We start from the raw sequence: 14,401 nt of genomic DNA, 5'->3' as shown, positions 1-14,401 counted from the left end.
CTATAATCCTTCTAAGGAAAATTAGAAGCTTTCGTTTTTACATTCTCTAAATGGCGGATGTCTTTGCCGGTATTGAGTCGCACAAGTTCTTCTGCAACGTTTACCGCATAGTCACCTAACCTTTCTAGTGCGAGGATGATTCGATACACGTCTGCAAATTCTTGTTTTTCCATATCGGGAACGCAGCGATATTTATGAAATGCTTGGTCACAAAGAGCATTCAATTCTTCTTCCAAAGTATTGACACTTCCCATAAATCGCTCTTTTTCTTCTACGAGAGATTCAATGGCCATTCCTGCAAGTGTAGTCACTCGAGATAAAATGAGAGTCATTGGTTCTTCGTTTTTAAATAAACCTTTGCGAATGGTTTTATGGCGGAAAACATCAGCACAGTTGACCACTTGGTCTCCCATCCGTTCCATGTTCCTTGTGATTCGAATGGCAGAGAGTGCAAACCGTAACGGGTCTTTTTTTAAAACGATGTCGTTGTCTACATCCCCCATACCGAGAATATTACGATTACTCACTGCTTCCAAAATGGCATTTTGGGAAAGGTTATCATTTTCCTTTTCCAAATCGTCTATCAAATCATCTCTTTCTACAATACGTTCCGCTTGTGCATAATCATCATCTTCTAAAGCTTCACTTAAGAGAATCACCTGTTCCAAAACAAGTTCTGCCATGGAATATAAGTTCTTTCTTAGGTAATAAAACTTTGAAATGATCATACTTGTTAATTAAAAACAGAAACCTTTCAGTAGTTATACGGTCACTAATTCAGCGACTTCTTCCACAGTAAGAATTTTTTCAATATCAATAAGGATAATGAACCTATTGTCTTTTTTACCCACTCCGGTGATGTATCTAGAAGAAATTCCTTTGACCGAAGGTGGAGGTGGATCCACTTGGTTTGCAGGAAAATGCACTACGTGTGACACCTTGTCCACAATCACACCAATGGATTTACCAGAGACATTAATAACGATGGCCCGGTCAGCCGTTTCTGTGATGTTTTTGATATTCAGACGTTTGGCAAGGTCAATCATTCGAACCACTTTGCCACGGATGTCCATAATCCCTGCAAAAAAACTTTTGGATTGTGGAACACGGATTAGGTTAGTGATTTTGACAATTTCTTCGACAATGGTGATGGGAATCGCATACTCTTCATCGCCCAAATTGAATATAATGTACTGCTCATGAATGAATTGGTTTGCGGATGATGTTTCTTTTGCCATATAACTTTTCTACAATGTAACCTACGCCTAAAAGTAGACGTAGCCATTGTAGAAAAAATATGAACCGAAACTGAGAAATGACAACACTTTTGTCATTAAGACAGAACGTTTTCTGACAAGAAAATCGAGAAGCCCTGCGACCATACCCAAAATTCCTAGAGTCAATCCTAATACGACATAATCATAGTAGAGATAATAGACCAAACATCCAAATCCAACGCCCAAACAGATATCTTGCAAATCTCCCCAGACCCGTCTCTTAAAACGTAACCAGAGCGATCCTCGAGCCTCTCTTGCCTCTCGCCTTTCCCTTCTCCAACGTTGGAACCGAGTTTCCCGGACAATGCCGAAAATAGAATCATAACGAGTGGAAGGAAAAAGTGCCGATTCTAAAGGAAGTCTGGAAGAACGACCTTTTTCTTGGGTATCAGGTACAAAGGGGGGATAAATTTCGTACGCCCCACCAATACATGCAAGCATGTCTTTATCGGGGAGGGTACTAAAGTATTCGCGAAAGGGCCAAACCTTTCGAAAGACAGGATAAGCACGGCCAGAAGTTATATCCTTCTCAGCCTGTACAGTGCCGTTTTTCACAGTAGCACCATACATACGACCCTTCTCTTCTTTGATTTCGACAGCTAAACGAACGAGACGTTCGTGAAAGTTGAACTCAGCCTCCAGGACATCCCCGAGAGGTGTTTCCATGGTGAATGCTCGGATGAAACCGGGTGTGCGGGGTTTCTGTTTCCTCCAGACTTGTTTCATAACAAATCTATCGGAGGAAACATTAAGTCACTGAAGAAAGATTATTTCTTCTTTTTGTGTCTGTTGGCTCTGCGTTTTTTCTTACGTTTGTGGGTTGCGATTTTTCTACGCTTTCTCTTTTTTCCGGAAGGCATTCCTTCCTCCTTATATCAAGCCTGTTCTGTCAAAATTCTAGTCGAGGTACTTTTGTAAAACTTTATTTTTCCTCATTGTGGATAACATCGCTTTGATGTCTCCCACTCCCTCTCGAGAAGTGACGAGTAAAACATCTGGTTCTTCCACGACGATAAGATTCTGTACTCCAAGAAAAGCGATGAGTTCCTTCTGAACCGAAGAAATATTTCCCGAAGCTTTATGATAGAGCACTTCTTTTCCTTGGTGGTGGTTCTTTTCTTTATCACCAGGTAAAATTCGTTCGAGTGACATCCAAGATCCTACATCATCCCAATTGAAGGTTGCTTCCACCATTCGGATCCGATTGGATTTTTCCATAATAGCAGTATCAATCGCTTCCGAAGGAAGCATTTGGAAGGCTGTTTTTAAATCTCCAAAACTCTTAAAAGGAAATCCATTTTTTAAAGGACCTAAAATATGAGGGGCATGGCGTTCCAACTCAGAAAGAATGGTCTCAGTGCGAAATAAAAAAATCCCAGGATTCCAATAGAAATTCTTCTTCTTTATGTATTTTAGAGCCGTTTTAAAATCCGGTTTCTCAAAAAAGGCCTTTACCGTGTAACCTACATCAGTTGGTTTTCCCGTGCTGATATAACCGTATCCCACTTCTGGGCGATTTGGTTTCACACCGAGTAGAACCATTCCATTTTCTGTTTCGTATAAAGCTTGTTCAATGGTTTTGGTAAATTCTTTGATGGGATCAATAAAGGCATCCGCAGACAAAACGATTAAGTTTGGATTTCCAAATTTTTTCTGAAAATAAAGGGCAGAAAGGGCAATGATAGGTGCTGTGTTTTTTCCTTCTGGCTCTAAGATGAAATTAGTAGAAGGAAATTTAGGATCTTTTTTTAAGATCTCCGTTTTTAGGTTGGCGTTGGTTCCAATATAAATTCGGTCAAGTGAGGTGATGGTAAGAGCACGGTCAATGGTCTCACGCAGAAGGGTTTTATTGGAATAAACTTTCTGGAGCTGTTTAGGAGAATTGGTGCGGGAGCGAGGCCAAAACCTCTCTCCCTTTCCACCAGCCATAATGAGGACAACCGGGGATTCTTTTGGTAATTTTGCCATAGGGTTTGGAACCAGAATTTAGCAAAGCAGACAGAGGAAAACCAGAAAAGAGTTAGGTCCCTCCCGCTTCTTTCGGCGCATCTTCGCTGTGGAGTTTGATGGGTTTCGCAGGAATGATGGTGGAAATCGCGTGTTTGTACACCAAGTTCTGTTTGCTATCGTTTTCTAAAATGATGGTGAAGTTATCAAAACTGACAACCTTTCCTTTCAGCGGAACTCCGTTTAACAAGTAAATGGTGAGGTCAATTTTCTCCTTTCTTGCTGTATTTAGAAGTTGGTCTTGGATATTATTTTTTGCCGACATTGGAAATCCCGAGTGTTTTCTCTATATTTTATCTATATTTGTAAACAATTGGACAGCGGCTTCGAAGGAAATGGGTGAAAGTAACGGATCTTTTTTGAACCAAGTGATCTGTCGTTTCGCATAATTCCTGTGGCTTTGGGCCAGCTGTTCAATGAATGTATTACTGTCGATCATTCCATTTAAGAAAGCAAGCGCAAAATTGTAACCTAAGGTTCGTAGGCCCGGACAGTCCGGTCCATATAGGGAAATAACTTCTTTTGTCTCCGCTAACATACCAGTGGCGATCTCTTCCACTCGATGATTGATTCTTTTATAGAGAATGTCACGTGGCCAGTCCAACCAATGTCCAATCAGTTGGACATCCGGATAATCGTTTAAATACCCTCCGACTGTTTCCTTGGAAACTTCGGACCACAAAACTCCGGTGAGTACGACTTCCAAAGCCCTTTTGATTCGGTATCCATCTTGTGGTGATAAAGAGGCAAGGGCCTTTGGATCTTTTGCAGACAATTCAGCTGTTGCTTTTTCCAAAGAAAGATCCAAAACATAATTTTTGGTTTCCTTAGGTACATTTGGTACGGGATACATTCCTAAAAGAAAAGCTCGAAGGTAAAATCCAGTACCACCAATGAGAAAGGGAATTTTTCCCCTGGAAGTTATATCTTCAATAGCAGCACGAGCCCATAAAGAAAACTGACTTGCATTGACGGACTCGTCTGCATTCAAAATACCAACAAGCGAATGGCGGATATAAGAGGACTCTTTTATTGTAGGTGCCGTAGTGCCTACCGGAAGGTCCCGGTAGACTTGGCGCGAGTCAAAAGAAACAATTTCAAAACGTTCAGGGTCTAGAACTTGAGTGAGTGCGGTTTTTCCGGAACCGGTGGGGCCACCAAGGACGGGGAGGATCACTCCTCTTCCTCGGCTACGACCTCCTCTTCTTCGGTCTCTTCCAATTCTTCCGTTTCTTCCATGAGTTCATCATCTTCTAAAACTGGCTCTTCCTCTTCTTCCACTTCGTATTCGGAACTGCGAATGGCAGCCATTCGGGATTTGATTGCCGGTTTTGCTAATTGGTCTGCACCACATTTCGGGCATTTCTTTTCCGGTTTGTGCAAATCATAAAATTTAGTACCACAAGAGTAACAATTGAACTTTTTACCGAGAGGGTTATTGGGATCAATTTTGACGGCGGGAGCCTTTGCCACAGGAGCCGGTTTGTCTTTAGCGACTACCGCCGCTGTTTTGGGGGCTGGTATGGCTTTCGCCTTGGTAACGGGTGCTTTTGCGCCGGCTACTGCCTTTTTTTTATCTTCCTTCGGGGAAGAGGACTTGGCGTCCTTGGGTTTTTCTTTGGCTACCGCTTTTTTCTTGGGCGGAGCCTGCTTCTTAACTGCTTTTTTTGCGACCATAAACGTACTTTTGACAGTTTTGGGAATCCCCTCTCGGGGACAACCTTTTTGAAATTGGACGGTTTTCTCCTGGATGAAATTTAATGAAAAGTTTTTTTTTTCCTATGACCCAATTAAGTGTCAATGTCAACAAGATCGCCACTCTACGGAATTCTCGTGGTGGATCCATTCCTAGTGTCATTCAAATTTCTGAGATCATTCTAAATGCCGGAGCATATGGCATCACCATCCACCCCAGAGAGGACGAAAGGCATATCACCAAACAAGATGTATTCGAAATACAAAAGTTTTTAGAATCTTACAACGAAAATTTACCTAAAAAAGGATTTCCGAAAAAAGAATTCAATATCGAAGGCGAACCAAGCGAACGATTTTTGGACCTAGTTCTTGCGGCAAAACCAGACCAAGCGACTCTTGTTCCTGTGAAACCAGGAGAAATCACCTCCGACCATGGTTTCAATTTACAAGAAGAAACAGTGTTCCAGACCTTAAAGTCCATGATCCAAAAGATTCATGCACAAGGAATCCGCGTTTCTTTGTTTATGGAAACCAACTTTGAACAGTATCCTCTGGTCAAAAAATTAGGAGCTGATCGGATCGAATTGTATACTGGGCCTTTTGCTTATGCTTACGACCAGTCAAAGGAAGCAGGGGAAATCAGCTTTAAAAGCTATAAAACCGCAGCCATCGAAGCCAACAAACTAGGGTTAGGTGTGAATGCGGGACATGATTTGGATACAAACAATTTACAACTTTTTGCCAAACTTCCTCATTTAGCAGAAGTTTCCATTGGTCACAGACTGGTGAGCCAAAGCCTTCTTGTGGGAATGGAAACTACAATAAGGGATTACCTTAAAGTTCTTTCGCAAGGGAACGGAGTTTAGAATACTGAGGGTCTTGTTCCAAAAGTAACTTGGCTGCTCTTTCTAAGGCAAGGGCTAACTGTCCTTCTAGTTTTCCTTTTCGTTTGGCTTGTTGGACTTCAGATAAAAAACTACGAATGGCTTCTCGACCTTGGGTTTCATTTCCTGAAATCGAAGCAAGTTTCAATTTTCTCCAAGCCTCGGTAATCGGGGAACCAGGCCTTATGGTTCCTGAAGAGGTAGATCCTGTTTCCATTCCCAGAGAGGCGTTCACCGTCACCACCCCGGCACTGGCACCCACAGCTTCCTTTCCCGCTTCTCCCCGGTGGTAACTGGCAGTGTCCCAAATGCGAGAAAATGGATCGGACTTCATTTGATCCGCATAAAGACGTTCCTTATAAGAAAGTGAGGAGAGGCGGATTTCCTTTTGAATTTGAGATTTGTCTTCCGAATTCAATCGTTGGAAACAGTCGGCAAGGATTCCTCGACGGATCGTGTCCTTTGTGAGGATCCCATGTTCTGCGAGGAAACGAAAGGATTCAAACTCTGGAGGTTTGTCTTCCTTACAATGTTTTTGTGTTTCTGTAAAAATGGCCAAAACTTCTCCGTCTCGAGAATGAGCTTTGAGATCAGCTAAATTTCCAGACTTTTCCGCAGAAATTCGTAACATATTTTTATAAAGGCTATCGTTTGGATTTTTTTCTAGAGCCTTTCTAAAGGCAGTATAACTTTCGGCATAATTACCGCGGTGGTATTCGAGTAGTCCCCATGTGTAACATAAATATCCATCGTCTGTGTCCCGTGTTCGGCAAACGTATCTTAGTCGAGACATTGCCCCTTCCTTCGATTCTGAGGACTCCCACACATCGAGAAGTACCTCTTCCAAAAAGATTAGGGTTTCCAAACTGTACGGATCCCGGGTCGGGTTCTTTTGAGGTTCTGAGGTACAAAACCCAAGGGAAAGCGCAAAAATCAGGACAACGAATGGACGCATGGCACCGTCTATGATATACGTGTGTCCTAGATTTGTCCCAATTTTTTTTGAGTTGCATGGACTGGAAAATCGGAAATTCTTAGGATAATCTATCCACTTTACGAGAGATCCCTTGAAACGAATTGTTTACCTACTTTCCTTTTTCACCCTACTCAGTTTTGCCTTTCCCGTGGGATTTATTTCCTGCGAACCGGAAGCAAAAAAAGCTCCTAACCGTGTAACCAATTTTACATACCAAGACTTCGAAACCGTGGTCAAATCTGTGGATAAGTATTATATTGATAAAAATATCAATAAAAACCGAGCTTTCACCGATGCGGCGTCTTTTGCCGTTCTCAGTATGCCTCACCCACTCTATATTTACCCAGAAAGTTATTTCAAAGAAAGAGAAAAATACGATGATAAAGAAGATCTTTGGCCAGGAAAAACTTTCAAAATTTCTCCTTCCGACAAATTCGTGTTATTTGATCCTGATTACACTCTTGTAGAAAAAATTCAAAAAGAGAAACTTAAGAAAAACGAAAACAGAAAACTTTCTGACGCAGAAGTCAAAAAACTCATTGAAAAAGAAAAACTGAAAAAATCAGTAATCGCCTCTAAGTGGGAAGAAATTAACTTTTCTCGTAAAGAATTTGATCGAGTGATCTCTTATATCCAAGACAATTTAGAAACCTACAAAACTCCAGTACTCAAAGGACTTGTGGAACTTGACGGAGAACTTCCGGAAGAAGAGGAAGAAAAAAAAGAGTTCAGCATGGAACAAGTGTTTCTTGCTGCAGCCAATGGCTATCTGAATTCACTTGATCCACATTCCAATGTATTCTTAAAAGAAATGTGGGAAGAATCCATGGCTAAAATCAGCGATGGTTCTTTTGAAGGAATTGGAGCCATCCTTTCTGGTGGGGGAAGCCGCGAAGTTGTGGTAGAAAATCCATTGGAAGGAAGTCCAGCAGTCCGCGCTGGGATTCGCAGTGGAGATACCATTGTTGCCGTGGATGGAAAGGTAATCAAAAACCTATCTCTGGACAAAGTGGTAAAAAAAATCAAAGGTCCAAAGGCAACTAAAGTTGTTCTTACCATCACAAGAAAAGGGAATACGGGAAAAACAGATATCGAAGTGATCCGTGACAAAATTACGATTAAAAACGTAACCCATCATATCGTAAAAGAAAACCCACAGGTTGGTTATATCAAACTCACTGGGTTTGTAAAACCAGGTCCCGGCGAAGCACCGATCGACACACAAATTGCAAATGCTGTTGTAGAGATGGAACAAGAAGCAAAAGAAAGTGGTAAACCACTGAAGGCTCTTATTTTAGACTTACGTGGAAACTCCGGCGGGTATTTGGATCTTGCTATTGATATTGCTGACATGTTTGTTGAAAAAGGAATGATTGTGTTCACAAGAACTCCATTCCGTAGCGATGAAGAAAAATACGCAAAAAATAAAGATATCACGAAACTTCCTTTAGTTGTGATGATCAATTCCAAATCTGCTTCTGCTTCTGAAATTGTAGCAAGTGCCATCCAACACCATGGACGTGGAATTTTATTAGGTGAAAGAACTTTCGGAAAAGCAACGGTTCAAAGTTTAAATAACTTAGAAAACAATCCTGATTACCTACTCAAAATTACCAATGCACGTTATTACTCACCATCCGGAAAAACCATCCAAGTTGTGGGAGTTTCTCCTGACATTGAAGTTTCAGAAGAACCAGATGCTAGTTTTCCTTTCCGTTACCGTGAAGAAGATATGTGGAACCACCTTCCATTAATTCCGCACGAAGGTGTTGTGAAGTCCAAGTTCAACGTAAATGCCATCAAAGAGTATGCAAAGAAAAATGGGAAAGCCGATGCTTTCTTAAAATCACATGCCAATGATGCCATCAAACCAGACTATATGCTTATCAGAAGTTTGGATTATATTGAAGGAATGTTAAATACAAAATAATCCGAAGTCCCAAAAGACAAGGATATGGCTTTAAGATATAATTGGAAATCATGTGACACGAATTAAATCGGATTTTTTGATCATTGGAAGCGGAGTGAGTGGTCTCTTTACCGCACTAAAACTGGCTCCGCTTGGGTCTGTAGTAGTGGTTACCAAAAAAGCAGACTACGAATCCAACACCAATTATGCACAAGGGGGGATCGCCTCTGTTTTTGATGATAAGGATAAGTTTGAAGAACATATCCAAGACACTTTAGAATCGGGAGCCGGCCTCTGTGACTTAGAGGCAGTGCGGGTCCTTGTCGAAGAAGGCCCCACTCGTGTACGGGAACTTCTGGACTTGGGAGTTCCTTTTACCAGGAATCAAACAGGGGAACTGGATCTCGCCCGTGAAGGTGGTCATAGCAAAAATCGGATCATCCACTCTTTGGATCGAACAGGGAGTGCCGTAGAACAGTCGTTACTCGACCATGTACATGCTAATAAAAACATCCAAATTTTAGAAAACCATGCTTGTGTGGATCTAATCACCAAACACCATTTAAAGGATAAAGACAATCTTCCTTTAAGGTGTTACGGAGCCTATATTGTAGATACAGAAACAGGAGAGGTATTTCCTGTTCTCGCTAAAAAAACAATTTTGGCAACTGGTGGTGCAGGACAGGTGTATCTGCATACTACCAATCCCAATATTGCAACTGGTGATGGTGTGGCGAGTGCTTACCGTGCAGGTGCGATTGTTAAAAATATGGAATTTTATCAATTTCATCCAACTTCGCTTTTTCATGAACAAGGAAATAGTTTTTTAATTTCAGAAGCTGTTCGAGGCCACGGCGGCATCTTACGGGAGATAGGTGGTAGACCTTTTATGAAGGACTACCACGATATGGGTGAATTAGCACCACGTGACATTGTAGCTCGCGCCATCGATGATACGATGAAAAAAAGAGGAGAACCTCATGTCCTTCTCGATATCACTCATAGACCTGCAAACGATATCATCAACCACTTCCCATCAATTTACGAACGTTGTAAAAAATTAGGAATTGATATCACAACTGATCCGATCCCTGTTGTGCCAGCAGCCCATTATATGTGCGGTGGTGTGGCGACGGATCTTCTCGGAAGGACTAATATTGCCGACTTATATGCGTGCGGGGAAACCACTTGCACGGGAGTTCATGGTGGTAACCGATTGGCATCGAATAGCCTACTGGAATGCCTTGTATTTTCACACCGAATCGCTGGAGATATCCGTGATCAGGGTAAACTCCATTATTCCGCAGAAACGGATCTCATTCCCGATTGGAACAAAGAAGGAACGACAAACACGGAAGAGTGGGTCCTAATTTCTCACGATTTGGTGGAAATTCGAACCATTATGAGTAATTATGTGGGTATTGTTCGCTCCGATATGCGACTAGAAAGAGCACTTCGCCGCTTGAAACTAATTTCTGAAGAAGTGAAAGACTATTATAATCGTACGACTGTGTCACTGGGACTCCTCGAACTTCGTAACTTGGTAAAAGTGGCAGAACTCATAGTTCGTTCTGCACTCCTCCGAAAAGAAAGTCGTGGCCTTCATTTTAGTACGGACTATCCGGAAGACAGAACACCGTCGAGACAAGATACCATTCTTTCTCACAAACTCTGATCACAAACAAAAGTCAAACGCCAGGGACCCTAGCGGAAATCCTTTCTCGTAAGAGAAAGATTGCAGCGGAGGGCCCGGTCCTTTTTAGAATCAAATACAAATCCAAAACCAATTTGGAGGCGCCCACATAACTTAAGTTTGACTTATTTTAAACCAAGGGACCTTGTCAAATCCACCAAACACTCATTAGCCCTTGAACCCAAGAATGGTATAAACTATGCCAAAAATGATGGGAAGGATCGAATAACTAAAGACGTGGATGAAGTATCCGCGTTTTTCGCCCCATTTTTGTTTCATCGGTTCTAGTTTCCAAAAAAATCCTGGTTTGTAAAGGCGTAGGATGTAAGTCGTAGTTCCATAGAGGATAAAAAATACTCCGATTCCCAAAGTAATTAGGTTCATAAGTCTCCTTAATAAGATAAGGTTAAGCAGGAATGTGAACTTTCCAAGAAAAAAAACAGGAGTATTACGATTTGGATTTCGGATCTGGTGCATATGTGATAGAAGGTAAGCATTGGGCGGCGGGTCTAGTTCCCCTCCCTAAATCAGGGTGGGGAGATTAGATTCACAACCCCCCCCCCTCCCCAAAAACCTCACTCCTAAAATTGAGGAACCAAATAACAAAAACCACACCTAATCAACTTACCAATCTAAGGTTAGGTGTCGTGTGCTCAAATTACGTTATTCCAACAAAAACAACCGTTTCCATTTACAATTTGGTTATTCGAAACAGCTCTTTTTGATTGCGAAATCCATACCGAAAGGTTATTACGATGCACTGGATCGTTCTTGGTCTTATCCAAACGAACCAATGATCATAAAACAAATATTAAACGAATTTGAAACACATGACATTCGAATTCTTCCCAAAGAAATCCCGAAACAATGTGGGATTTTGGAAGATTTTTTCAAAGCAACAAGGGATCGAAACTTCTCCTTTTGGACAGTCAAAACATATTATTCTCACTTGATTCAATTGCTGACCTTTACCGAAAAACTTCCGGTAAACATTCGAATGAATGATTTAGAAAATTATCTTGACCACCTAACTGTACATCGCGGCGCAAAAGCCGCAAGTATTCAATCCTCAAGACAAGCTTTTGTTTTTTATTTCCGCGAAGTACGAAAACAATTCACTCATTTAAAATTTCCAAGGATGAAGATGGGATCAAGGCTTCCAGAGGTTTTATCGGCTGAAGAAATAAGAGCCATCTTCAATGCCCTTCCCAACAGAAAACATAAAATGTTACTTCTTATCAGTTACTCTTCTGGTCTTCGTGTCAGTGAAGTGATTCACTTAAAAATTTCAGATATCGATTTAAAAAGAAATATGATCCGAGTCCAACAAGGCAAAGGAAAAAAAGATAGATACACTGTACTTGCCAAAACACTTCTTGAAGAACTAAAAGAATATTTGAAAGTAAGAGAATACAATTTACTTCTCCGACAAAGTGATAACGAAGTCCGAGTGAATCCTTGGTTATTTCCAGGTGTCAAAAATCGTCCCCTACACATCCGCACGGCAGAAAATATATTCTCCAGTGCAGCAAAAAAAGCAAAAATCCAAAAGAAAGTCAGCTTTCATAGTTTGCGACATGCCTTCGCTACTCATTTGTTAGAGTTGGGAACCGATTTACGGATGATCCAAACATTACTCGGACATTCCAGTGTCCGGACCACTCAAATTTATACAAAGGTAGCACGTAGCCGATTAGAAAACATCGCAAGTCCGCTAGATCGTATTTCCCAAAACAAGTAGTTGACGTAATCCAAACACTCATTATATTTCGTTCCATTCTGATCTTAGTTAGATTCAATTAAAACATAACAATGAAACAACGTATATTTCTATCTCTATTCATCCTAGTTTTATCCACTAACAGTGTTTTTGCCCAACTCAAACCCGAGTTAGATAACGAGTGGATCCAATCCAAAAGTTTAGGTCCTGTATTAGATGAATCTTCCATCCGATGGAATTTTATCGCAGATGTAAAAGTGGATCATTTAGAAAGTATCCAAGGTTATGAAGTCAAAGGATCACAAAAAACAAAACAAATTTCAGAAACCTCCAAGATAAACCAAGGAACTCTTTCATTATCAAGCCAACCTCTAAGTGAAAAAGATTATCAATGGATTTATGAATTTGGGAACACAAGCCTCTTTTTTACATTCGAAATCACAAACAAAAAAGGTGAAAAAAAAGTTCTGAATGTCCCTATCAATTTTTCAGAAAAAAGTAAAGAAACCTTACGGCTCTTTATGGAAAAAAACCTAAACATCAAAAAGGATATCGTTAAAGTTCCTTTTCTCCGTAACTTAGATGGAAGGCGTTGGTATGTAGGCAATTCTGGTGAAAACGACGAACAGATATTAATCGAAATGATACCGGAAGGGACAAAAATAGAAACTTGGACGGAAATCTATCGATTGAACATTTTAAAAACCATTGGCACATCCAATCGAGAATCGTTTATCAACGCTGTCAAAGACGGACTTTCCGAAAACTGCCCCTCCTTAGTTTTTAATACCATCACGGAATCACCGAAAGAAATCATTTATGAATGGTCACATGAAGGTTGTAATGGTTGGCCTGCCTCCACAGAAATCACCAGAATGATTTCTACCCCGTCTAACTCCACTATGTTTACCTTTGCAAACAAAAATGGCAAAGTTTCCAAACAACTACGCGAAATTTATCTTACCATTTTGGAAAAAGAAAAATAGAAATAAGTGCGTTCCCAATCTTATTTATTTTTTTCAATTTGAAAGAAAAAGGGTCGGGCCACTCCGGGGTGCGCTTACGCTCCCGTCACCAGCCATCTAACGATGGCAGGTGACCAAGCCCTTCGTCTCCCTAACGCCTAAAGAATACAGAATGGAAATCTTGGACTTGTTTATTTTCCTTTTTGTGCCCAGAAAAAAATAAGCACAAGGATTCCAATTCCCGTCAGACCAATCAATTGCCACCATCCACTTTTTCCTGTATCGTGCAATCGACGTGCTCCCACACTCAAACTTGGCAAAAGCACAGCTAATGAAAAAACTCCTGCTAAAAAAGGAAGAACTACACTAATTGCAGCACTAATGATGATACAGGCAACAACCCACCACCAGAACTCTGGTCGTTTCGCATTACCGCTAAAATCAGCGTACTTTTGTAAACATACTTTGATCGCATCTTGGAATGACATATCGTTTTTACCTTCCAGTTTATTCGTAAATTTGTTTCGTTACAAACGAGGCAAATTAGAAATTAATTATTTATATTGTAAAGTAAAAAAAGGAGAATTGAGGTAATGTTACAAGTAGGTATCCTCGTATTTCCAGAAGTAGAAGTGATGGACTTTGCTGGACCTTTTGAAGTTTTTTCAATCGCAGAATCTAACGATCGTAAAAAACTATGCCAGGTATTTCTAATTGCAGAGAACCTTTCTCCTGTTAAAGCAAGAAATGGTTTGATGGTTTTACCTAACTTTAACTACACAAATTGTCCCACTATGGACGTTCTGATCGTTCCTGGAGGTTACGGTGCCGAAGAGTTAGAGATAAAAAATCAAACAACTCTTAGTTGGATCAAAGCGAATTACTTAAAAGTTAAGCATTTAGCCTCCATCTGTACAGGTGCTTTTCTATTAGCAGAAATTGGGTTTTTAGATCACTTAGAAGTCACCACTCATTGGATGGATATTGAAACTCTTAAAAACAACTACCCACTGTTAAATGTAAAAGAAAATGTTAGATATACGGATAATGGAAAAATTCTAACATCGGGAGGAATTTCCTCCGGTATCCATTTGAGTTTTTATCTTCTTAAGAAACTGTTTGGTTTGGAAGTAGCAACGCAAACCGCAAAACGTATGGAATACGATTGGAGTCCGGATTGAAAAAGGTATATAATATTAATCGATTTTTATTTTTTACTAATACATCATTGTTTTCGCATTGTGAAAAACGAATTAGTATTGTTTATTAGGTTTC

General features: G+C 40.6%; 16 protein-coding genes. 6 read left to right on the top strand and 10 right to left on the bottom strand.

Annotated elements, in window-relative coordinates; all coding sequences use genetic code 11:
- Nucleotides 1-11: 11 nt before the first annotated feature.
- From EHQ49_RS04120 to EHQ49_RS04090, 7 genes are all read right to left on the bottom strand, one after another.
- A complete protein-coding gene (locus EHQ49_RS04120; RefSeq protein ID WP_208732155.1) occupies nt 12-728 on the bottom strand; it encodes a phosphate signaling complex PhoU family protein in 717 nt (238 codons plus the stop codon).
- A gap of 33 nt (nt 729-761) precedes the next feature.
- The gene (locus tag EHQ49_RS04115) at nt 762-1,238 is read right to left on the bottom strand and encodes a chemotaxis protein CheW (protein ID WP_135576615.1); all 477 of its coding nucleotides are present in this window, start codon (nt 1,236-1,238) and stop codon (nt 762-764) included.
- A gap of 27 nt (nt 1,239-1,265) precedes the next feature.
- Entirely contained in the window at nt 1,266-1,943 is a 678-nt protein-coding gene (locus EHQ49_RS04110; protein ID WP_244241335.1) for a hypothetical protein, read from the bottom strand.
- A 231-nt stretch (nt 1,944-2,174) separates the two neighbouring features.
- Nucleotides 2,175-3,245 carry a mannose-1-phosphate guanylyltransferase gene (locus EHQ49_RS04105; RefSeq protein WP_135576611.1) on the bottom strand — a complete coding sequence of 357 codons (1,071 nt, stop codon included), beginning with the start codon at nt 3,243-3,245 and terminating at the stop codon, nt 2,175-2,177.
- Nucleotides 3,246-3,297: 52 nt separating this feature from the next.
- Nucleotides 3,298-3,549 (bottom strand): RNA chaperone Hfq, encoded by a 252-nt coding sequence (gene hfq / locus EHQ49_RS04100; RefSeq protein WP_135576609.1) that lies wholly within the window; start codon nt 3,547-3,549, stop codon nt 3,298-3,300.
- Nucleotides 3,550-3,570: 21 nt separating this feature from the next.
- A complete protein-coding gene (gene miaA, locus EHQ49_RS04095) occupies nt 3,571-4,461 on the bottom strand; it encodes a tRNA (adenosine(37)-N6)-dimethylallyltransferase MiaA (RefSeq protein ID WP_135576606.1) in 891 nt (296 codons plus the stop codon).
- Nucleotides 4,458-4,961, bottom strand: a complete 504-nt coding sequence (locus EHQ49_RS04090) for an FYDLN acid domain-containing protein (RefSeq protein ID WP_135576604.1) — start codon at nt 4,959-4,961, stop codon at nt 4,458-4,460. The genes miaA and EHQ49_RS04090 overlap by 4 nt, the downstream gene beginning before the upstream one ends.
- Before the next feature lie 104 nt (nt 4,962-5,065).
- Here EHQ49_RS04090 and EHQ49_RS04085 point away from each other — a divergent pair, with 104 nt between their 5' ends.
- A complete protein-coding gene (locus EHQ49_RS04085; RefSeq protein ID WP_208732154.1) occupies nt 5,066-5,845 on the top strand; it encodes a pyridoxine 5'-phosphate synthase in 780 nt (259 codons plus the stop codon).
- Here EHQ49_RS04085 and EHQ49_RS04080 read toward each other — a convergent pair.
- Entirely contained in the window at nt 5,814-6,818 is a 1,005-nt protein-coding gene (locus tag EHQ49_RS04080) for a tetratricopeptide repeat protein (protein WP_135576599.1), read from the bottom strand. The genes EHQ49_RS04085 and EHQ49_RS04080 overlap by 32 nt on opposite strands.
- Nucleotides 6,819-6,930: 112 nt before the next feature.
- On the opposite strand from EHQ49_RS04080, the gene EHQ49_RS04075 reads away from it, so the two are divergent.
- Both EHQ49_RS04075 and nadB read left to right on the top strand, forming a co-directional pair.
- Entirely contained in the window at nt 6,931-8,769 is a 1,839-nt protein-coding gene (locus EHQ49_RS04075) for a S41 family peptidase (RefSeq protein WP_135576597.1), read from the top strand.
- Between the two features lie 52 nt (nt 8,770-8,821).
- A complete protein-coding gene (gene nadB, locus EHQ49_RS04070) occupies nt 8,822-10,423 on the top strand; it encodes an L-aspartate oxidase (RefSeq protein WP_135576595.1) in 1,602 nt (533 codons plus the stop codon).
- Nucleotides 10,424-10,609: 186 nt separating this feature from the next.
- On the opposite strand, the gene EHQ49_RS04065 is transcribed toward nadB, so the two are convergent.
- Nucleotides 10,610-10,825 carry a hypothetical protein gene (locus EHQ49_RS04065; RefSeq protein WP_135576593.1) on the bottom strand — a complete coding sequence of 72 codons (216 nt, stop codon included), beginning with the start codon at nt 10,823-10,825 and terminating at the stop codon, nt 10,610-10,612.
- A gap of 265 nt (nt 10,826-11,090) precedes the next feature.
- On the opposite strand from EHQ49_RS04065, the gene EHQ49_RS04060 reads away from it, so the two are divergent.
- A complete protein-coding gene (locus EHQ49_RS04060; protein ID WP_135576591.1) occupies nt 11,091-12,182 on the top strand; it encodes a tyrosine-type recombinase/integrase in 1,092 nt (363 codons plus the stop codon).
- A gap of 71 nt (nt 12,183-12,253) precedes the next feature.
- Entirely contained in the window at nt 12,254-13,147 is an 894-nt protein-coding gene (locus EHQ49_RS04055) for a hypothetical protein (protein WP_135576589.1), read from the top strand.
- A gap of 170 nt (nt 13,148-13,317) precedes the next feature.
- Here EHQ49_RS04055 and EHQ49_RS04050 read toward each other — a convergent pair whose 3' ends face one another.
- The gene (locus EHQ49_RS04050; protein ID WP_135576587.1) at nt 13,318-13,614 is read right to left on the bottom strand and encodes a DUF805 domain-containing protein; all 297 of its coding nucleotides are present in this window, start codon (nt 13,612-13,614) and stop codon (nt 13,318-13,320) included.
- A 105-nt stretch (nt 13,615-13,719) separates the two neighbouring features.
- On the opposite strand from EHQ49_RS04050, the gene EHQ49_RS04045 reads away from it, so the two are divergent.
- A complete protein-coding gene (locus EHQ49_RS04045; RefSeq protein WP_135576585.1) occupies nt 13,720-14,307 on the top strand; it encodes a DJ-1/PfpI family protein in 588 nt (195 codons plus the stop codon).
- Nucleotides 14,308-14,401 lie beyond the last annotated feature (94 nt).

The organism is Leptospira perdikensis, assembly GCF_004769575.1.
GTDB classification, from domain to species: Bacteria; Spirochaetota; Leptospiria; order Leptospirales; family Leptospiraceae; genus Leptospira_A; species Leptospira_A perdikensis.
This window is presented reverse-complemented; position numbering and strand designations above follow the sequence as displayed.

Coding starts and splice junctions, on each gene's coding strand:
- hfq (WP_135576609.1), bottom strand. CDS start 3,549: ATGTCGGCAAAAAATAATATCCAAGACCAACTTCTAAATACAGCAAGA.
- EHQ49_RS04045 (WP_135576585.1), top strand. CDS start 13,720: ATGTTACAAGTAGGTATCCTCGTATTTCCAGAAGTAGAAGTGATGGAC.
- EHQ49_RS04120 (WP_208732155.1), bottom strand. CDS start 728: ATGATCATTTCAAAGTTTTATTACCTAAGAAAGAACTTATATTCCATG.
- EHQ49_RS04110 (WP_244241335.1), bottom strand. CDS start 1,943: ATGGAAACACCTCTCGGGGATGTCCTGGAGGCTGAGTTCAACTTTCAC.
- EHQ49_RS04115 (WP_135576615.1), bottom strand. CDS start 1,238: ATGGCAAAAGAAACATCATCCGCAAACCAATTCATTCATGAGCAGTAC.
- EHQ49_RS04090 (WP_135576604.1), bottom strand. CDS start 4,961: ATGGTCGCAAAAAAAGCAGTTAAGAAGCAGGCTCCGCCCAAGAAAAAA.
- EHQ49_RS04085 (WP_208732154.1), top strand. CDS start 5,066: ATGACCCAATTAAGTGTCAATGTCAACAAGATCGCCACTCTACGGAAT.
- EHQ49_RS04050 (WP_135576587.1), bottom strand. CDS start 13,614: ATGTCATTCCAAGATGCGATCAAAGTATGTTTACAAAAGTACGCTGAT.
- EHQ49_RS04065 (WP_135576593.1), bottom strand. CDS start 10,825: ATGAACCTAATTACTTTGGGAATCGGAGTATTTTTTATCCTCTATGGA.
- EHQ49_RS04055 (WP_135576589.1), top strand. CDS start 12,254: ATGAAACAACGTATATTTCTATCTCTATTCATCCTAGTTTTATCCACT.
- EHQ49_RS04080 (WP_135576599.1), bottom strand. CDS start 6,818: ATGCGTCCATTCGTTGTCCTGATTTTTGCGCTTTCCCTTGGGTTTTGT.
- EHQ49_RS04105 (WP_135576611.1), bottom strand. CDS start 3,245: ATGGCAAAATTACCAAAAGAATCCCCGGTTGTCCTCATTATGGCTGGT.